The sequence below is a fragment of the Leptolyngbya sp. 7M genome, assembly GCF_018128485.1.
In genome coordinates, this window is sequence record NZ_CP070897.1 from 3621495 (window position 1) to 3637788 (window position 16294).

General features: G+C 49.4%; 15 protein-coding genes and 1 pseudogene. 10 read left to right on the forward strand and 6 right to left on the reverse strand.

Annotated features, from left to right (window positions below; translation table 11 throughout):
- Positions 1-136: 136 nt before the first annotated feature.
- A pseudogene (locus JVX88_RS44195) lies at positions 137-379 on the forward strand (Ycf66 family protein); the annotation flags it as partial.
- An 80-nt stretch (positions 380-459) separates the two neighbouring features.
- Here JVX88_RS44195 and JVX88_RS18180 read toward each other — a convergent pair.
- A complete protein-coding gene (locus JVX88_RS18180; protein ID WP_211619595.1) occupies positions 460-2871 on the reverse strand; it encodes a PD40 domain-containing protein in 2412 nt (803 codons plus the stop codon).
- Positions 2872-3086: 215 nt separating this feature from the next.
- On the opposite strand from JVX88_RS18180, the gene JVX88_RS18185 reads away from it, so the two are divergent.
- Positions 3087-3389: a hypothetical protein gene (locus JVX88_RS18185; protein WP_211619597.1), complete on the forward strand. Its 303-nt coding sequence runs from the start codon at positions 3087-3089 to the stop codon at positions 3387-3389.
- A gap of 20 nt (positions 3390-3409) precedes the next feature.
- Here the strand turns inward: JVX88_RS18185 and JVX88_RS18190 are convergent, their stop codons facing one another.
- Both JVX88_RS18190 and pyk read right to left on the reverse strand, forming a co-directional pair.
- Complete coding sequence (locus tag JVX88_RS18190) at positions 3410-4150, reverse strand: 2,3-bisphosphoglycerate-dependent phosphoglycerate mutase (protein ID WP_211619598.1); 741 nt, start codon at positions 4148-4150, stop codon at positions 3410-3412.
- 152 nt (positions 4151-4302) lie between these two features.
- Positions 4303-5727: a pyruvate kinase gene (pyk, locus tag JVX88_RS18195; RefSeq protein ID WP_211619600.1), complete on the reverse strand. Its 1425-nt coding sequence runs from the start codon at positions 5725-5727 to the stop codon at positions 4303-4305.
- A gap of 443 nt (positions 5728-6170) precedes the next feature.
- On the opposite strand from pyk, the gene JVX88_RS18200 reads away from it, so the two are divergent.
- Positions 6171-6452, forward strand: a complete 282-nt coding sequence (locus tag JVX88_RS18200) for a hypothetical protein (protein WP_211619601.1) — start codon at positions 6171-6173, stop codon at positions 6450-6452.
- 189 nt (positions 6453-6641) lie between these two features.
- Here JVX88_RS18200 and JVX88_RS18205 read toward each other — a convergent pair whose 3' ends face one another.
- Positions 6642-8885, reverse strand: a complete 2244-nt coding sequence (locus JVX88_RS18205; protein WP_211619603.1) for an NHLP bacteriocin export ABC transporter permease/ATPase subunit — start codon at positions 8883-8885, stop codon at positions 6642-6644.
- 12 nt (positions 8886-8897) lie between these two features.
- On the opposite strand from JVX88_RS18205, the gene JVX88_RS43120 reads away from it, so the two are divergent.
- Together JVX88_RS43120 and JVX88_RS43125 are read left to right on the forward strand one after the other, a co-directional pair.
- Positions 8898-9272: an ABC transporter permease gene (locus JVX88_RS43120; protein ID WP_263975170.1), complete on the forward strand. Its 375-nt coding sequence runs from the start codon at positions 8898-8900 to the stop codon at positions 9270-9272.
- A gap of 29 nt (positions 9273-9301) precedes the next feature.
- Positions 9302-9559: an ABC transporter permease gene (locus tag JVX88_RS43125; protein ID WP_263975171.1), complete on the forward strand. Its 258-nt coding sequence runs from the start codon at positions 9302-9304 to the stop codon at positions 9557-9559.
- 310 nt (positions 9560-9869) lie between these two features.
- On the opposite strand, the gene JVX88_RS18215 is transcribed toward JVX88_RS43125, so the two are convergent.
- Both JVX88_RS18215 and JVX88_RS18220 read right to left on the reverse strand, forming a co-directional pair.
- Positions 9870-10274: a hypothetical protein gene (locus JVX88_RS18215; RefSeq protein ID WP_211619605.1), complete on the reverse strand. Its 405-nt coding sequence runs from the start codon at positions 10272-10274 to the stop codon at positions 9870-9872.
- Between the two features lie 23 nt (positions 10275-10297).
- Positions 10298-11092: a phytochelatin synthase family protein gene (locus tag JVX88_RS18220; RefSeq protein ID WP_211619606.1), complete on the reverse strand. Its 795-nt coding sequence runs from the start codon at positions 11090-11092 to the stop codon at positions 10298-10300.
- 463 nt (positions 11093-11555) lie between these two features.
- Here JVX88_RS18220 and JVX88_RS43130 point away from each other — a divergent pair, with 463 nt between their 5' ends.
- From JVX88_RS43130 to JVX88_RS18245, 5 genes are all read left to right on the forward strand, one after another.
- Positions 11556-12641, forward strand: coding sequence for a ParA family protein (locus JVX88_RS43130; RefSeq protein ID WP_211619607.1), 1086 nt, complete (start codon positions 11556-11558; stop codon positions 12639-12641).
- 177 nt (positions 12642-12818) lie between these two features.
- Positions 12819-13058: a 30S ribosomal protein S21 gene (gene rpsU / locus JVX88_RS18230; RefSeq protein ID WP_211619608.1), complete on the forward strand. Its 240-nt coding sequence runs from the start codon at positions 12819-12821 to the stop codon at positions 13056-13058.
- A 94-nt stretch (positions 13059-13152) separates the two neighbouring features.
- A complete protein-coding gene (gene surE / locus JVX88_RS18235; RefSeq protein ID WP_211619609.1) occupies positions 13153-13899 on the forward strand; it encodes a 5'/3'-nucleotidase SurE in 747 nt (248 codons plus the stop codon).
- 1 nt (position 13900) lies between these two features.
- Positions 13901-14917, forward strand: a complete 1017-nt coding sequence (locus JVX88_RS18240; RefSeq protein ID WP_211619610.1) for a protein-L-isoaspartate(D-aspartate) O-methyltransferase — start codon at positions 13901-13903, stop codon at positions 14915-14917.
- A gap of 141 nt (positions 14918-15058) precedes the next feature.
- A complete protein-coding gene (locus JVX88_RS18245) occupies positions 15059-16156 on the forward strand; it encodes a hypothetical protein (RefSeq protein ID WP_211619611.1) in 1098 nt (365 codons plus the stop codon).
- Positions 16157-16294 lie beyond the last annotated feature (138 nt).

The following is a 16294-nucleotide window of genomic DNA, read 5'->3' on the forward strand; positions in this document are numbered from 1 at the left end:
GCCCTAAGCGCTATTTCTCTATCGAGCGTCAGAATTGTTAGATTAACTGCCTTTCACCCACTGGATTTGTGGAATTTTCAGTGGAGAATCTGTTCTTGGACTCGCTAACATAGGGACATACCAACGGAGAATAGCAATGTTAAATTGGAGCCTCGGACTTGGTGGCATATTGGGCATTGCCCTTGCTTTAGCAGGAGTAGGCCTGTACTTTCTGCGCACAGTTCGTCCGAATTTGGCTAGAGACCATGACATTTTTTTCGCGGCAGTGGCCTTGCTCTGCGGTGGCATTTTACTCTTCCAAAGCTGGCGACTTGATCCGATTCTGCAATTTGCCCAATTCCTATCAATTGGTTCTGCGGTGTGGTTTGCCTACGAAGCTATTCGTTTGAGAGGAATCACGACCGAACAGGCCAAACGGGCCACGCCAGTTGTAGATGACGAACGTCCGGTGAGTCGCGTCTATCGGGCCGAGTTAGATGAATTGACGCCGTTAGAAGAACAGCGCAATGTAACTCGTCGGATTCGAGGCAGTCGTGATAGCCGCTCAGGTGCGGATGAATACGGAGAAGATATGCGTTGTCGTCCATCTGGTCGAGATGATCGGTTTGGCCCCAGCGATCGCTCTCCTGTACCGTTGTTGTTTACAACCAATGGATACTTTTTCCCTGCCGCCGTTCCTTCCAATCCGCGCGGAACCTGAAAGATGATCTGGTGGCGGCTGACGAACTTCAGCCCGCAGGCAGCACCGTTTATCGTCATCGTTACACCACTTAGTTCGATCGGCAACTGAAAGCTGCGGTCGAGCGAACCAACGGCGGTTCGGGCAACGACCGGTTGATTCAATCCCGGATTGAAATTAAGGATCGCAAGCATTCCCGGAGACACTCCCAATACAGCCGATGGAGTCCGCGGCGTCGGGGAGGGAGTCGGCGATGGTGAAGGCGACGGGGTCGGTGTTGGACTCGGCGTCGGCGTTGGACTCGGCGTCGGTGTTGGCGACGGCGTAGGTACCGCGGTCAACGATACAGGCATTCTTGTGGCGCCGGTAGCCAAGTTGAATGTAGCGACAGTGTCTGTAAGCTTGATCGGCTCATATAGATAAAATGCTTCAGACCTCTGATCTGGATTGCCGGTTCCCAATTCTGTCAATGCAAGATTAAATGCGATCCGGCGTGAACTATTACTCGGGTACGGTTGCGTTGAGGCAAGGAAAAATGATGAAAGCGGGAATTTCGTGAGACGCGTGAATGCAGCAGTTCCGGAGGCCGCAGTCATATCGAAGCTATAGATCTGAGTCGGGCGACCCTGGACGTTGTTCAAACCATCGCTGGCCGTTGTAGGCATGGTCCCGTCAGGCTTTATGTTCATGCGCGTTTCCATGACCATGGTAGCCGGGGTTCCGTTAACGTCGTAGTCAGTGAAGCCAGGGTAACGTGAGATATCACCACCGAGTGCCTCTGAGTCCGCCCCGCTTCTGGGAAGAACACGTCTGAAATTGTTCGAGTTATAATCGTACAGATACGTGGCAAATGTTGTCTGATTAGTGCCGCTGTGTTCGTTAGCAAGATCGGCATAGGAATCAAACGCGATGTATCGTCCATCGCGGCTCATTCTACGGCCAACTTCAAGAATATTTACGATGTCACCCGGATTCGTCGGTGTCGTAACAGTTATCTGACGGCGCACTCCGGCCGGTGCTCCATTAACGAGATCAGTAACGAATATCTCCTCGTTACGACTGGTGGATGGATTATTTCCTCCTGTCATTCCGATTATCGGGTTATCGCCGGTGCTGGCAAGGACCAGCCGGTTGCCATCTCCGGAGATCGTGGGATTCTTATTGTATATAGGGTCAAAGATAGGCCCTCGAGGAGTTTGGGTTACCTGACAAACCGTGCCGCCAGTTATTTGAGTACAAGGTGAACCGCTTCCTTCGGAATAAAATGCCCCACTCAATGTTCCGCCGCCTGTTCGCGTAAAAGTAAAGACCTCATCATTATCCGCTTCGGGAAAAGGATTCAATCCCGCAACAAGATCGCGGGTCGAAACAAAGGCGATAGTTGATCCATCGTCATCGATCGAAGGGTCATGATTGTCCTCTGCAACGAAGGCTCCTGTCAGGATCGTCGCTGCCAATGGAAGCCGGCTCGTCGGTGTGTTTGTTACCGGTGTAAATGTGCCAGCTGAAAGATCGACAAAGGGGATCTCTTCGCCTGTTGTTAGATCTGCCGGAGCGTATGCCGGGATCTCGTAAATCCACATCTCCATATTGGCGTCGCAGGCCAATGGATTATTGAAAGGGGTTGGCGACGGCGTCGGCGTTCCCGTTGGCGTCGGGGTTGGCGACGGTGTCGGGGTCGCGGTCGGGGACGGTGTCGGCGTCGGTGTTGGAAGCGTACAGGGCGGCGGGGCTTGAGTATTAAGTGTCTCGCCGTCGAAATTTCCCGGATTCGATGAATTTGGGGTAGCTGGAGTCGAACTTGTCGCATTCGAACTGAATGCTATCCAACGTCCATCGTTGCTGATCACGGGTTGTCGGTTCGTTATCTCGACACGAATATTGCTCTGGATCGGATCAACAAACGGATTTATCCTCACGCTCTTTGTATCTGTGATCTGAAAGATCTGACGCTGAGCATAGTCAAAGAGAAATATCTCAACGTTACCATCTTTGTTACGAGGGTTGACGGTGGCTAGGTTGCCGCGAGATTCAAACACAACAAGACGGCCATCGCCGCTGACTCCTCCAACAAAACTCTCTTCAAATGAGTTGGTAAATTGCCCTATAACAGAATCTACCTGCGCGATCACAAATGGCGATGCTACGAAAAGTGCAGCAAGCACAAACCCCAAAACACCACGAAGCTTCACAAACGCCTCCAAAAAATAGCCCTTTACGTAAAGTATGACGACCTAATATCCCGTCAATGCACAAAACACCGTATTTTAAAGGTTAAGCGGTGCTTCTGCAAGGAAGTGGGCAGACATCTATGGAAATCAGAAACAATCAACGACGTTTGATGCGTATTTCAGACGTATTGGTTGTAACGCTACGTGTGGCTTAAACTTAAACTTTGTTTTCCTTAATGAAGCAATATTCGGAAAAAAGTTTCTTGGTAGTTGCTGGCGAACATTCCGGCGATCTTCATGGTGCAAAGCTCGTAAAGGAGCTAAAGATTGTTTATCCGGGATCGGAGTTCTTCGGCTGTGCCGGACAATTGATGCGCGAAGCCGATGTCGAGGCCATAGTGGCCGCGGATGAACTGTCGGTGATAGGATTGCCGGAGATCGCGGCAAAGCTGCCAATGTTCTGGAAAGCATTTCGAGCGTTAGTCAGGTCTGCTGATGAACGAAGACCAGATGCCGTGATTCTTGTGGACTTTCCCTAATCCAGAAGGATTAGACGAAACTACACGGCTGGTGCAGTTCCCGGCACGACAACTGGCGCGTCATCCGCCAAAATTTCTTTGCTGACCACGTTGCCCTCCTGATCGATTTCGTAAATGATCGGGATGCCGGTGGCCAGTTCCAACAGGGGAATTTCCGTTTCGCTGAGCTGGTCCAGATCCATGATGATCGACCGCAGTGAGTTGCCGTGGGCGGCGACCAGAACGTGATCGCCCTGCCTCAGGTGGGTCAAAATGCGCTGTTTGAAGAAGGGAATTGTCCGGGCTACGGTATCGGCCAAGCTTTCGCCACCGGGAGGGCGCACGGCATAGGAGCGTCGCCATAGTTTTACCTGTTCTGCTCCATACTTGGCGGCAGTTTCGGCCTTGTTTAAGCCCTGTAAATTGCCGTAAAACCGTTCGTCTAGCGCTTGGGCAGTAAAAACCGGGATTTCCTCCTCTGGATTGCCTGCATGTCGGTCCCAGCCATGCCAATCGGGATCATCCGCCTCGTGGTGAATCACTGGACTTTTGCCCTGTTTGCAGACCGCATCTGATTCGACGAGGCAAATCAATCCGGTTTGAATGGCGCGAATCAGCAGACTCGTAAAGCAGACATCGATCGGATAGCTTTTCAGCTTTTGGGCGGCCCGCTGAGCCTCTTCCATGCCCTGATGGCTGAGGGGGACATCGACCCAGCCTGTGAACTTGTTAGCCGCGTTCCAGGTGCTCTGCCCATGCCGAATTAGGATCAATTTAGCCATGATTTAACTTAGCCATGATTTAACTTAGCCATGATTTAACCTTGATGGATCAAGCGTCATGAATCAGCGTAGCGAATATCCATTTCGCTTCTCACCTTGTAGCATGCTTCCATGATTTCCCATTCGTCCTGTGTGCTTATTTTTTGACAGATCTAGGCAGAAATTGTGTGAATTTTCAAGAAGTTGGTGCCGCCCGCTTGCCGCATTGGAATGCCACCCATTACCAGAATCCGGTCGCCGGGTGAAGCCAAATGCCGTTGACGCAGACAGGTTTCCACCTGATGCAGTGCTTCCTCAAAGGTTTCCTTTTCTTGCTCGATCAGCAGTGGCTTGACGCCCCAGACCAAATTGAGGCGATGGTAGACATTCTCATTCGAGGTGACGGCAATAACAGGCGCTTTGGGACGTTCGGATGCGGCCAGTAGAGCTGATGCGCCACTGCTGGTGAGGGCGACAATCGCCTTCAGATGCAACACCTCATCAATCGCGTTCAGGGCTTCGCTGAGGGCATTGGGAATTTCGCTCTTAATCGCTGGATTGTTTTCAAACTTGAGGTCTTTCTCGACATCATGGGCAATGCGGGACATCATCGCCACGGCCTCGATCGGATAGGCTCCTACGGCAGATTCGCCAGACAGCATTACCGCATCGGTTCCGTCCAAAATCGCGTTAGCGACATCGCTGACTTCGGCACGGGTGGGGCGCGGATTTTGAATCATGCTTTCCAGCATCTGGGTAGCGGTGATCACGGGAATGCCGAGCTGGTTGCAGCGGTGAATAATTTGCTTTTGCAGGTTAGGAACTCGCTCTGGTGGAATTTCGACGCCCAGATCCCCCCGTGCCACCATGATGGCGTTACATTCGCCCAGAATTGGTTCCAGATTTTGGATAGCCTGGGGTTTTTCGATCTTCGCCAGTACCGGCAGGTCAGTATGGCCGCGCTCTGCCAGAAATCGTTTCAATGCTTGGACATCTTCGGCCTGGCGCACAAAGCTGAGCGACACCCAATCGATCCCCTGCGATAAACCGAACTCCAGATCCTGCTGGTCTTTTTCGGTCATGGAAGGCAGCTTTAGATTCAGGCTGGGTAAATTGACGCCTTTGTGGCTCTTCAGCAATCCACCTTTGATCACTAGACACTGCACGCCATTATCTACGATCGATTTCACTTGCAGTTCTAGCAAGCCGTCATCCAGCAAAATTTGGGTGCCCGGTTCGGCTTCTTCTGCCAAGAAAGGGTAGTCAATGCCAACGGTATCGGGTCGCTGCGTAAATTCGGCAATTGGGACCAGAGTGAGCAGTTCGCCTGCGGTGAGTTTAATAGCGCCATCCGGCAGGTCTCCCACCCGGATTTTGGGTCCCTGCAAGTCTTGCAGAATCGTGATCGGCGCATCCAGCTCTTCCGACACCGAACGCAACAGCGCGATGGTTTGGGCATGATCGGTGTAACTACCGTGGGAAAAATTTAACCGGGCTACACTCATTCCGGCCTGCACCATTTGCTTGAGTATCTCTGGTGAGCGGCTGGCGGGACCGATCGTAGCAACAATTTTTGTGCGATGGGGTGGTGCTAGCATGGCTGAATACGGCTCCCTGTCCTGGTTTTTCTGGATTTCCTTAAAATAGGTCTTTCGATTTGAAAAAGAATGCTATCCAGCTTACAAATGCTATCTTTTCCGAAATTTTTAAGAATCCCACCAAAAGACAGATACAACGTCGGTAATGTGGATCACAAATGCGTCTAATTTTTTGTACATAAAATATTCATCGTGTAACCTATATCACTAGAGATTTGGGAAATCAATCTGTTGACGCAACTGCGAGTGATTCAGGTCACTTAATATTCATCACATCATCACAAGAATTTTTCCGGTTGTCATCCTGAATCGCAGAAAAGCTGAAGTGAAGCATGTCTGTAGACCTGTTTACTGAAGCAACCGCAGGACCGTTTGTCTGATCATGCTCATTCTGCTTATCAAAATCCCGGATATAATAATTCTAACTAATTGGAGATCAACCCATGCAATATCTCACCTCACCCACTCACACCACAGTTTCCTACGACCAATACGGCAGCGGTCCACCCTTGGTCCTCGTACATGGTTCCTTGAGTGACCACAACACCAACTGGGAGTTCGTAAAACCCCTGACTGAAAGCCCTCGTGATCTCTATGTCACCGATGCGCTTGCTGCTGTCCTGCCCGATGTTCGTATCGAAGCGCTACCTGGTCAGGCACACGAAGGTATGACCACAGCACCGAGGATGTATGCTGAGGCAGTATCTCGCTTTTTGCTTGAGTAGAATATGTCGTTTTAGCAGATTTCATTCCATTCATATTCAAGGTCATTAACTGAAATAGATCTATATCATAGTCTCTGGCATCGCTAGGGGCTATTTTATTGTGAGCAGCGTCTGCATGAGGACCAAGTTTCCTAAGCAGAATTTATTTTGTTTGTTGGATTTCCTGATGTATTACACCATTTGTATGTATTACACCATTTGTCGCTCAATTAGTTTGGCGAATAGCCCTTCTTGTCTCGATAAGGTTTCAAAATTGCCTTGTTGGACAACTCGTCCAGCTTGCAGGACATAGATCCGATCGGCATTGCGAATGGTACTGAGGCGGTGGGCCACTACAATGCGCGTTACCTGGAGTCGATCTAAACTTTCACTGACAATGCTTTGGGTATAGTTATCAAGAGCGCTCGTTGCTTCATCGAATAATAGAAGTTTCGGTTTTAGGGCTAACGCCCGTGCAATCAACAGTCGTTGTTTTTGACCACCGGATAGGTTGGTGCCTCCTTCACTGACCACAGTATGCATGCCCATCGGCATTGCTTCGATGTCTGTGGCCAGGCCAGCACTGCGAGCTGCCCCCCAGGCTTCATCCATGCTAATCAGGGAACTACCAGCAATATTCTCAAAAATAGAAGCCGATAATACCTGACTCTGCTGCAGAACGACCCCCAACTGTCGTCGAACTGCCTGTAGATCAAGTCCGCCTAAGTCCTGACCGTCATAATAAACTGCACCTGACTGAGGCTGCTCAAATCCTAACAGCAACCGCAATACCGTTGATTTGCCGCTACCAGAAGGCCCAACCAGGGCAATAAATTCGCCAGGATTCGCCTCCAGGGTAACATCGTCCAGAGTAATCGGACCATCCTGACCATACCGAAAGGTGACATGATCCATCGCAATTTTGCCGCTTAATCGACCTGGATCGGTTTTGCTGGCATCTACCTCAGGTTGAGCCTGGAGAATCGGTTTGGCGCGTTCCCAAAGGGCCACAATTTCCAAAACGCTAACCACCGAATTGCTGAGGGACGTTGCTCCGGCAATAAAGCTACCAAAGGCAGCATGGAATGCTAAAAATACCCCAGTCGATAAATTAGATGAATCCTGTTGGAGCGTCACTGTGAACCAGAACAGCAGCATCGAACTGAAAATAGGCAGCAAACTATTGGAAACCATCAAGGCATTTTCAATCCGCTCTGTGCTCAAGGATAAGCGCTGTTGCTGGCTATATTGCTGACTCCAATGGGCGAAAGCCCGTGCTTCGGCGGCTGCAACCCGCAGCTTAGAGACACCTGAAATTAACTGCACCGTTGAGCCTCGAATTTTACCTCGCAGTTCTTCCAGTGGTCGCACAATCCGTAACGTCACCACACCAGAGGTAATAGTCAGGGTGATGGAAATCAAGGCAACCCCAATGGCAATCAGGGCAAGCTGGACATTGTAGTAGAGTAATAGTCCTAAATTTAGCAATGAAAACAGACTGTTAAAGAGCGTGGTGGTGGTGGTACCGCTGATCAGACGGCGGATTTGACTGACGGCTGAAACCCGCGCTTCTAGGTCGCCCGTGGAATAGTTGCGAAAGAAGGGGAGGCTGAGATTGAGCAGTCGATCCCAGATCGCCGCCTGGGTGGCAGCTTCCGATAGACTTTCTAGCCGCAATTGGGAAATGCCTTGCACAAAGCGAAACACCCCTACCCCACAGGCCGCTGCAAACAAGCCAACGCCAACTTGCAACAACAGCGATCGATCAGCATCTGGAATAGCACTATCGATAATAATGGCCGTGGCTTGCGGCGTCAGCATACCGAGTAGGGTAGCCAGGATACCCGTCGCCATAAAAATGGCCAGATCCGGAAGCAGCCCCTTGGAGCTAAATCGGAGCAGATCGATAGCATTTAATCCGGTTTGAGGCAACGAGCGGTAAAAGGTATAAGCTTCTGGAGCTAGGGTAGCGTGTAGGGTGGCATTAAAGGGTGCGCGGGTAAGTTGGAGTGGGTCCAGTAACTCGTAGCGTCCTGCCGCAATTGGTAACAGAGCGATTGGTCGGTTGCTATCCTGAGTGTAGGCAATCAGTGCGCCGCAATCTTGTTTCCACCAGCCCTCTGTTAAAATCACTCGTCGCAGCCGCACCCGTGAAGCTCGCGCAATTGCCTCTAGCGGATTTTTCAGGCGGGTGAGATCATCCGAACGAGCAGGGGGACGAATCTCAATCCCTAGAGCACGCCCAACGGCTCCAGCAGCTACTAATAAATCGCTCTCTGCAGATTCAAGCGGCACTTGACGGGGTTGCAGAATCGAAGCCAAGTCAGTCATGGCGGCTTCTGTAACCTGGCGATCGAGCGCTTCTCGGGCTTGAAACCGCTGCTGATCGGCCTGGAATAGCCGCTGATCTATCAAAGCGATACAGCGCAACCAATCGCGTTGAAACTGAGCCACTGCTGCTAAAATTTGCTGATCTTTGGCCAAGTCTTCACCCGCGTGCGGGCCATCCCTACAGGAAATCTTCGTTATCTAGATTTTTTGGCTCCTGGAATTCTCGCCCAGAGCGCGCTGTTTGTCGCCATTTTCAGCGCTATGACCATTATTTGGGAACGGGATCTGGGGATTGTCCACAAGTTTCTAGCTAGCCCAACTCCTCGCGTTTCGCTGGTATTGGGTAAAGCACTATCGGCGGGTGTCCGTAGCCTTGTGCAGGTCGGAATCGTTTATCTAATCACCTGGATTTTGGGGGTGAATCTAAACTTCAATCCCCTAGCCTTGTTGGGAGTGCTGATCGTGGTGTTGCTCGGAGCCGCCTGTTTTCCCTGTTTTCGCTCACGGTAGCCTGTTTGGTAAAAACGCGAGAGCGGTTTATGGGAATCGGCCAACTGATGACGATGCCGCTGTTCTTTGCCAGCAATGCCATCTACCCTGTCGCTCTCATGCCCACTTGTTTGCAGTTGGCCTCTCGCTTGAATCCACTCACCTATCAAGTTGATGCCTTGCGGAGTCTAATGCTGATCGACGGCACAACAACCTACGGCTTGGGACTCGACATAGTCATCCTGCTCATAACGGCAACCGGGCTGACGCTACTGTGCGCTCGGCTTTATCCCCGTATCGTAATGTGAAGGCAATACGAGATATTTAACTAGACAAAAGATATTGCTTGTCGGTTTTGATGGTTAGAAGTCAGGAGTCATACTAACTCTTTGTGAAGCTGCTTGTGATTTGACCCCTCTCAGCTTCCCTCTGTTCTAGCGTCAGCGGCGCGTAGCACGGGAGGTGCCGTAGGCAGTGGAGTGAATTCTGTGCAGCTTTATATGTAATTGGTATCAGAGTCAGAAGTCGTTGCGAACAAAGGATTATTCACTAGTCACTGATCACTTGTCACCGACTAATGACGACCTCCATTGCCTTTTGCATCTAGCGATTAGCAGGTTACTCTCGGTTAATGGCTTCGGCCAAAGCAACTCTAGTGCGAGCTACTAACAGCCGGACTCGTTCAAGCTGAGACTCATAGGCGGCCTGCTGGTGGGGAGATACATCAGCCGCGCTGACGCTCAGGAGCTGCTCATAGGAACGAAAGATTTGAAACGCATAGCTGGCAATGGCTACTTGCTGTTGAGATAGGGACTCAACGCGTCGCACAAAATCAGCACAGGTCGCAGAGGCAGACAAGCCAAACACATCAGAGTAGAGCGGGGGAAGTCGATCTGCCCGATGCCGCAAGGCCGAGAGCATTTTTGCCGCTTCCCCTGAAATTTCACCATCAAAATCGGCAAGTACATTCAGGACAGCTAACAGCAACGAGGGAGTAGATTTACGATGAAAAAAAGGTGCCATGATTTGCTCTGATTATCTATCGATTATCTATCTAAAAGGCGAGTGGAAGCTGATTCCGGCAATTGCACCGTCACAAATCCCCGCGTTTTCCCGGCTGTAGTATCCATCGTATTCATAGCCTGCCACAGGGTAGCGGCCTCAACCCAAACCGGCGGATATTTGTACCGCGCTACATCCAGGATCAAAAAGCGGTCGGTTTCTTCGTGATAGGCCGCCAGAGGAGAGATATGACCGCCTCGCTCCTGACCCATTTCGGCCCGCAGATAGTTAATCAAAATAAAATTTTTGGGCTGCTTTAAGGTGGCTGCTGCTAACTGGCGAAACTCATCCAGCGTGGTATCTGCCGCATGATAAACCGTGGCCTCAACCGAATAGCTGGCGAGCAGTTGGCCCAATTGGTCGAGCGTGATGCCCTGTCGAGACACCACATCCGGACTCAAGACCTGACGGGTAGCCGGATTATCGAAAAAGTTTTCTTGAGTAAACACATGATAGGGAGCATATTCGGGCGCGGCTGGAGCAGGAATAGCCAGACCATTGAGCACCATTACCATGCTGGCAACGCCGCAATAAGCTTGATTGATCTGAGTAACAAATTGGGTACTGAGAGTCCAAAAATCGTCTCTTGATTGGCTCTCCAACAGCAACTCTTCCCCCTGGGCCGAATCAAAAGCAATCAAATGAGCAGGCAACGGCAACGTCTGGGCGGTCACTACTCCACCCACCAGCCCCAGAGCCAGAATGACTCCCTGTGACACATGCAAGATCAAATTCCTCTGGGCAAACTTGACCCACTGGCGGGCAGGATGGATTTCCATAGTTAGCTCCCCTAAATGATTTTGGGTTTTAGGAACTACTCAAAACTCAACGCCTAAAACTAGCCGGACAAATCATAACCTGACCTAGGCTAGATTTCTACTTGTTCAACTCAACTTTAATTTTGCTCATGATTCTGGTCAGACAAGTTCAAGCCAATTTAGACCCAGTTTCGAGCTGAATATCGATATTCAGTGCTTATTCAGTGCTTCGAAGCTTGGGATTTTCTAGAATTTTGTGATTTGTTCTGACTATTTCTGGGTAGAATATGAGCCATTCAGCTCAGGGCAGATGTTCGCCATAGCTATCCAGTCAACAGGTACCCGCTCTTAATTACCACTCTTAATTAGAGATTGGACAGCACTCACCCGGATACCGCAGCCGAATATCGCATAAAGCTTGAACTCCGACCCTCCAATCCGGTTTCTAGTCTGTTTTCCCATAGTCACAGAGAGGATTGATTGCATGAGCCACATTTTTTCAGTTTTTAATCAGGCCGGAGGCGTGGCCAAAACGACTCTCGCCATGAATCTTGGCTATGAATTAGCCCAATTGAACCGCTATAAGAACGATAATCCACGAGCACGATGGAGTCGTTCCGGGAATGGTACGCCACCTTGGGCGAATCGAAATTATGAACGGCCTGAAAAGAATTCCATTCGACAAGAGTTAAAACGACAGGATCGCGAATATCGAAAATATGAACGCAATGTTCGCAAGAACGGCAAATGGCTAATCGCTGCTTTGCCATATAAGACTTTTTCGTCCTATTACGATTACGATCCCAAAGACAAAAGACGAGCACATCGCGATCGACGACACGGACTTGCTGAGCGGCGAAGAGAGTATTACCGCTATCCCGCGCCCATTGTCTATTACACACCACAAGTTGAGAATTGGTTTTCGTTAGCTGCCTACAGCGAACCTAATTACTACGGTCAATATAGTTACGGCGATGTCGGCCGCGACCGTTCCTATTACTCCGAGCCTTATTATGGTGACCGGCACTACGATTACGATAATGACGACTATTATTGGGGCGAGGATGAATACTACGGTCGAGAAGATTGGAGAAATTCGCTTTTCAGAATGATCCTCGGGGCAGTCTTTGGACGCAGCGATGTCGGATATTTTGACCGTCCGGCTTATGCCGGCCGCTATGACCAATACTACCCACAGCCGGTTTACTATTATGCGGAGCCGATGGGAAGTTACGACCCGTTTTACATAAACGCATATTCTGATCCATTTGCTAAGCATACGTTCGAACGCGCTGCCGCGACGGGCTATTGCCGTGGATATATGGACGCTATGAATGCTCGCAGGTTTGGTATCAATGACTATTATCATCCGTACGCCTATAGTGGCGGCTGGTTCGATAATTATTCAGCTAGCTTTACGGAACGTCAGCGACTGCTGAGTCAGGGATATGAGTTAGGCTATCGCGATGCCATGGCTAACCGAGATCATTACGGCATTGCCGAAGGCGGAGGAACGCTCGATCTTGTGAGCGTCTTGCTCGAAAATGTTCTTTTGAGTGGAGCAATTTAAGTTATAAATACCTGAAGCTTTTAGCCCGTCGAAAGTTTCGGCGGGCTGTTTATCTGTAGCACGCGGCTTGCGCTCGGGAAAGGAAAAAGTTCTAATATTAGTTTGCTCGTATGAGCGGGTCGCCGGCATTAAGGCGTCGGCGAGCTATCCTTTGCCGAAAAGGAGGTGAGAGAATAAATGGCATATATTACCGTTAACGCTAATGAATCAATTGAAAGCGCACTGCGCCGATTCAAGCGAAAGGTCATCAGCGAAGAGATCATTAAAGATCTCAAAAAACACGCTCACTTCATACCGCCGGGACAAAAGGCGAAGCTGAAATCGGCAAACGCCCGCAAACGCAATCGAAGACGCTTCCGCCAGCAGCGGCCAATGAACAATAGTGCACGCCCAGTGGGCGGCGGCTCGGCAAGCTAAGATGGCTGCGAATCTTATGGGGTGAAAAAGTTCCGGCAAAGCCCGACTTTTTCACCTTTTCACGTTTTGAATATTCGATCCGGAAACTGAGACATTGAGTAACAAAAAGATTCTTATCACAAATGACGACGGGATACATTCCGAGGGTATCGCAGCACTTGAAGCAGCGATGCGTGAGATCGGAGAGGTTTACGTCGTTGCTCCGGAATCTGAGATGAGCGGAGCTTCACACAGCCTCACGCTCGCGCGTCCGCTAAGGATCCGGCAGATCGACGAACGTCATTGGACGATCGATGGAACCCCGACGGATTGCGTTACTCTTGCGCTGAATCAGATACTTGCCCCTGATATTCGCCCCGATATTTGTGTTTCGGGGATCAATCATGGGGCGAATATGGGTGACGATGCGACATATTCGGGAACTGTTGCCGGAGCGATGGAGGCGACAATACTGGGAGTGCCCGGGTTGGCATTCAGTCTTGTTGCATACCGGAGTCACGATTTTACTGAATCTGCGCGCATCGCACGTGAAGTTACGTCGAAGGCACTTGCCGAGGGCATCCCGCCGGGAACTTTACTGAATGTGAATGTACCAAAAGGTGTTCCTAAAGGTATTCGGGTCACGAAGCAAGGATTCAAGTCTGCACGTCCCGTAATCAGTGAACATATCGATCCTCGCGGCAAGCTTTATTACTGGATCGGCGAAGAGCGGAACGGTTTTCTTGCCGAGGGTGGAACTGACTTTGAGGCGGTAGAGGAGGGTTATGTCTCTGTTACCCCAATGCGAACTGATCTAACAAACTACTTGGTACTGGAAGACCTGAAAACTTGGGAAGACTAGATTGATAAACGGCACCGTCCAAACAAATGATATAACCGACCATTTTGCCATTCCACGCGCGCGAATGGTTGAACATCTTCGCAAGCATTATGGTATCGCCGATGAGCGCGTTTTGAATGCGATGAACCGCGTAGCCAGGCATTTGTTCGTGCCGGAAGCGATCCGCTCGCAGGCGTACAAAGATAATGCATTACCGATCGCAGCCAAGCAGACCATATCGCAACCATACATCGTTGCCCGGATGACGGAACTCCTTGAATTGAAAGGCCGAGAGCGGGTGCTGGAGATCGGTTCGGGCTCGGGGTATCAAACAGCTGTTTTGGCCCTTCTTGCGCGTAAGGTTTTCGCAGTGGAACGCCTTTCTTCGCTTGCGGCTGAAGCAAAGCAGCGGCTGATGGGTATGGGATATCGAAATATTTCATACCGCACCGCCGATGGCACTGAAGGATGGCAGGTCTATGCCCCATTCGATGCTATCTTAGTTGCCTTAACTTTGCTTATCACCCTAAACCCAGAAGAGCCCGAGAAGGCCACTGCGGCAAAGCTATCATCCCAAGAGAAAGATGAATTACTTGCAATTGATCAGAACAATTACAAAAACATTCCAGTAAAAATAGTTTTGCCGACCTATGTTCCCGATGGTTTTAAGGTTGAAGAGGTCGCTGTTAACGATGACAAACGCTTTGGGCCAAGCTATAGTATTATCTACTTCGATGAGAATAATAACTGCTTTGAGGTTTCAGGCGCTTCAGGTGGTTTTGGAGCAGGTGCAGAGGATTTTGAAATTTTAACGGTGAATTCTAAAGCATTGGGCAATGTAGAGCTGGGATATACTCAGTTTGATCAGGTAAAAAATCAACCAAGGATAGGATTTAATCAATTTACCGTACCGGGTGTCATTCCTTCTGATCAACAATACTCCTTCTGGTCTCCCGGCACTGTTAACAGCCAATGTAATGCGATTGAATTGCAGGAAGCTGCCAAAATTGTAGAATCACTTGATTATCTGAATCCTTGATAGTTCCCATAAGTTACCTGATCTACCCACCGAAGTAAGAAAAGCTCAATAGCGCGTGATTGAGCGAGTTCCTGAAAATCTTCCTGATACTTCTGTACACACTGCTTTCAGCAGCAGTAATCTTGTAAAGAGCTATTTTTCATGAAACATCTGGATAATTTTCATAACAAGTTTCATCACAAGCCAAATCTTTCTGCAAACTGGCTACTGAGGGCTGTGCTGTCTACTTGCACCATATTCGTGCTGGCTAGCTGTGGTCAGAACCAGTCTAATCCTGTTAGCCCTCCCGAAGCACGAGGTGAAGAAATAAACTTAGATGATCAAGAGGCTTCGTTCGATTCCGATCTGTCATTTTCAGATTTTTGTGGGGATGTGTCACCTACTAACCGCAGTAACTATCCCCTGAAGGTATACCCGCTGTATATCAAGTCTGAAAGCCAGGAGTGGTCATGGTCGAGAGAAGCTGTGCCAGCCTTAGTAGAAGTCCGAACCAAATTTTGCCCACGTGCTCACATGGGCTATATCCGAATTGGTGAGGAAGATACTGGAAACTATTCTACATCTGCGGCAATTCTAGGCTATTTCACGAATGAATCTAAAGCCAAACAAGCTTCAGACCAATTAAACGAGCAACTTGCTAGCCAAAAAGTAGCCAGCCTTGACATCGCTCATATCGGGCTGCCTATCGTGCTAGAAGACTTACCTTCATCTACCGAAGCTGTGGCCCAAAAAGCCAAACTCAGTTCAGAACAGACCAAAACGTTACTGGCTGTGGATCGGTACAGGGATATGGGCTTAACCTTTGATGTGATTGTGCCGACTTACATTCCTGACGACTATGCCCTTAAATCAGTTGATGCGGTTGCTAGACCAGCAAGTGGAAACTTGGCGTTTGAACCTAGATACCAACTTACTTATCAGTCTCCAGATGACTCATGTTTTGTGGTTTCAGGGGCGACAGGTCGAGGAGGTGCTGGAGCAGAAGATGTTCAGTATGCAGAAGCAGATTCACCAATTTTGGGTCGTGTAACTCTGATGTATATTGACTTTGTTCAGGAGACTAAGAAATCCTTTCTCAGCTTTAAGAATTTTCAAATTCCGACCAAATGGGGTGGAAGTCAACTCTATTCTTTATGGGATGGTAATTGCAGAAGAACGCTCTCTCTCAAGGAAGCGGTCAAAGTTGTGGAGTCAATGGAATACCTGAATCATCCATTGAATCGTGTACCCAATAATTAATATCTATATTGCATCTATATTGCATCTGTATTGCAAAGGATATTTCAAAGGTATTATCTCACAGCTTAATTAAATTTTTGATTAAATCAATTTACGCCGACGTTGAGTTCTCCCTGAAGATTATCTGAGATGTTCATC

Bases quoted from the DNA above. Each gene is read 5' to 3' on its own strand.
- JVX88_RS18185 (WP_211619597.1), top strand. From the start codon at position 3,087: ATGAAGCAATATTCGGAAAAAAGTTTCTTGGTAGTTGCTGGCGAACAT.
- JVX88_RS18190 (WP_211619598.1), bottom strand. From the start codon at position 4,150: ATGGCTAAATTGATCCTAATTCGGCATGGGCAGAGCACCTGGAACGCG.
- pyk (WP_211619600.1), bottom strand. From the start codon at position 5,727: ATGCTAGCACCACCCCATCGCACAAAAATTGTTGCTACGATCGGTCCC.
- JVX88_RS18200 (WP_211619601.1), top strand. From the start codon at position 6,171: ATGCAATATCTCACCTCACCCACTCACACCACAGTTTCCTACGACCAA.
- JVX88_RS43125 (WP_263975171.1), top strand. From the start codon at position 9,302: ATGGGAATCGGCCAACTGATGACGATGCCGCTGTTCTTTGCCAGCAAT.
- JVX88_RS18215 (WP_211619605.1), bottom strand. From the start codon at position 10,274: ATGGCACCTTTTTTTCATCGTAAATCTACTCCCTCGTTGCTGTTAGCT.
- JVX88_RS18220 (WP_211619606.1), bottom strand. From the start codon at position 11,092: ATGGAAATCCATCCTGCCCGCCAGTGGGTCAAGTTTGCCCAGAGGAAT.
- JVX88_RS43130 (WP_211619607.1), top strand. From the start codon at position 11,556: ATGAGCCACATTTTTTCAGTTTTTAATCAGGCCGGAGGCGTGGCCAAA.
- rpsU (WP_211619608.1), top strand. From the start codon at position 12,819: ATGGCATATATTACCGTTAACGCTAATGAATCAATTGAAAGCGCACTG.
- JVX88_RS18245 (WP_211619611.1), top strand. From the start codon at position 15,059: ATGAAACATCTGGATAATTTTCATAACAAGTTTCATCACAAGCCAAAT.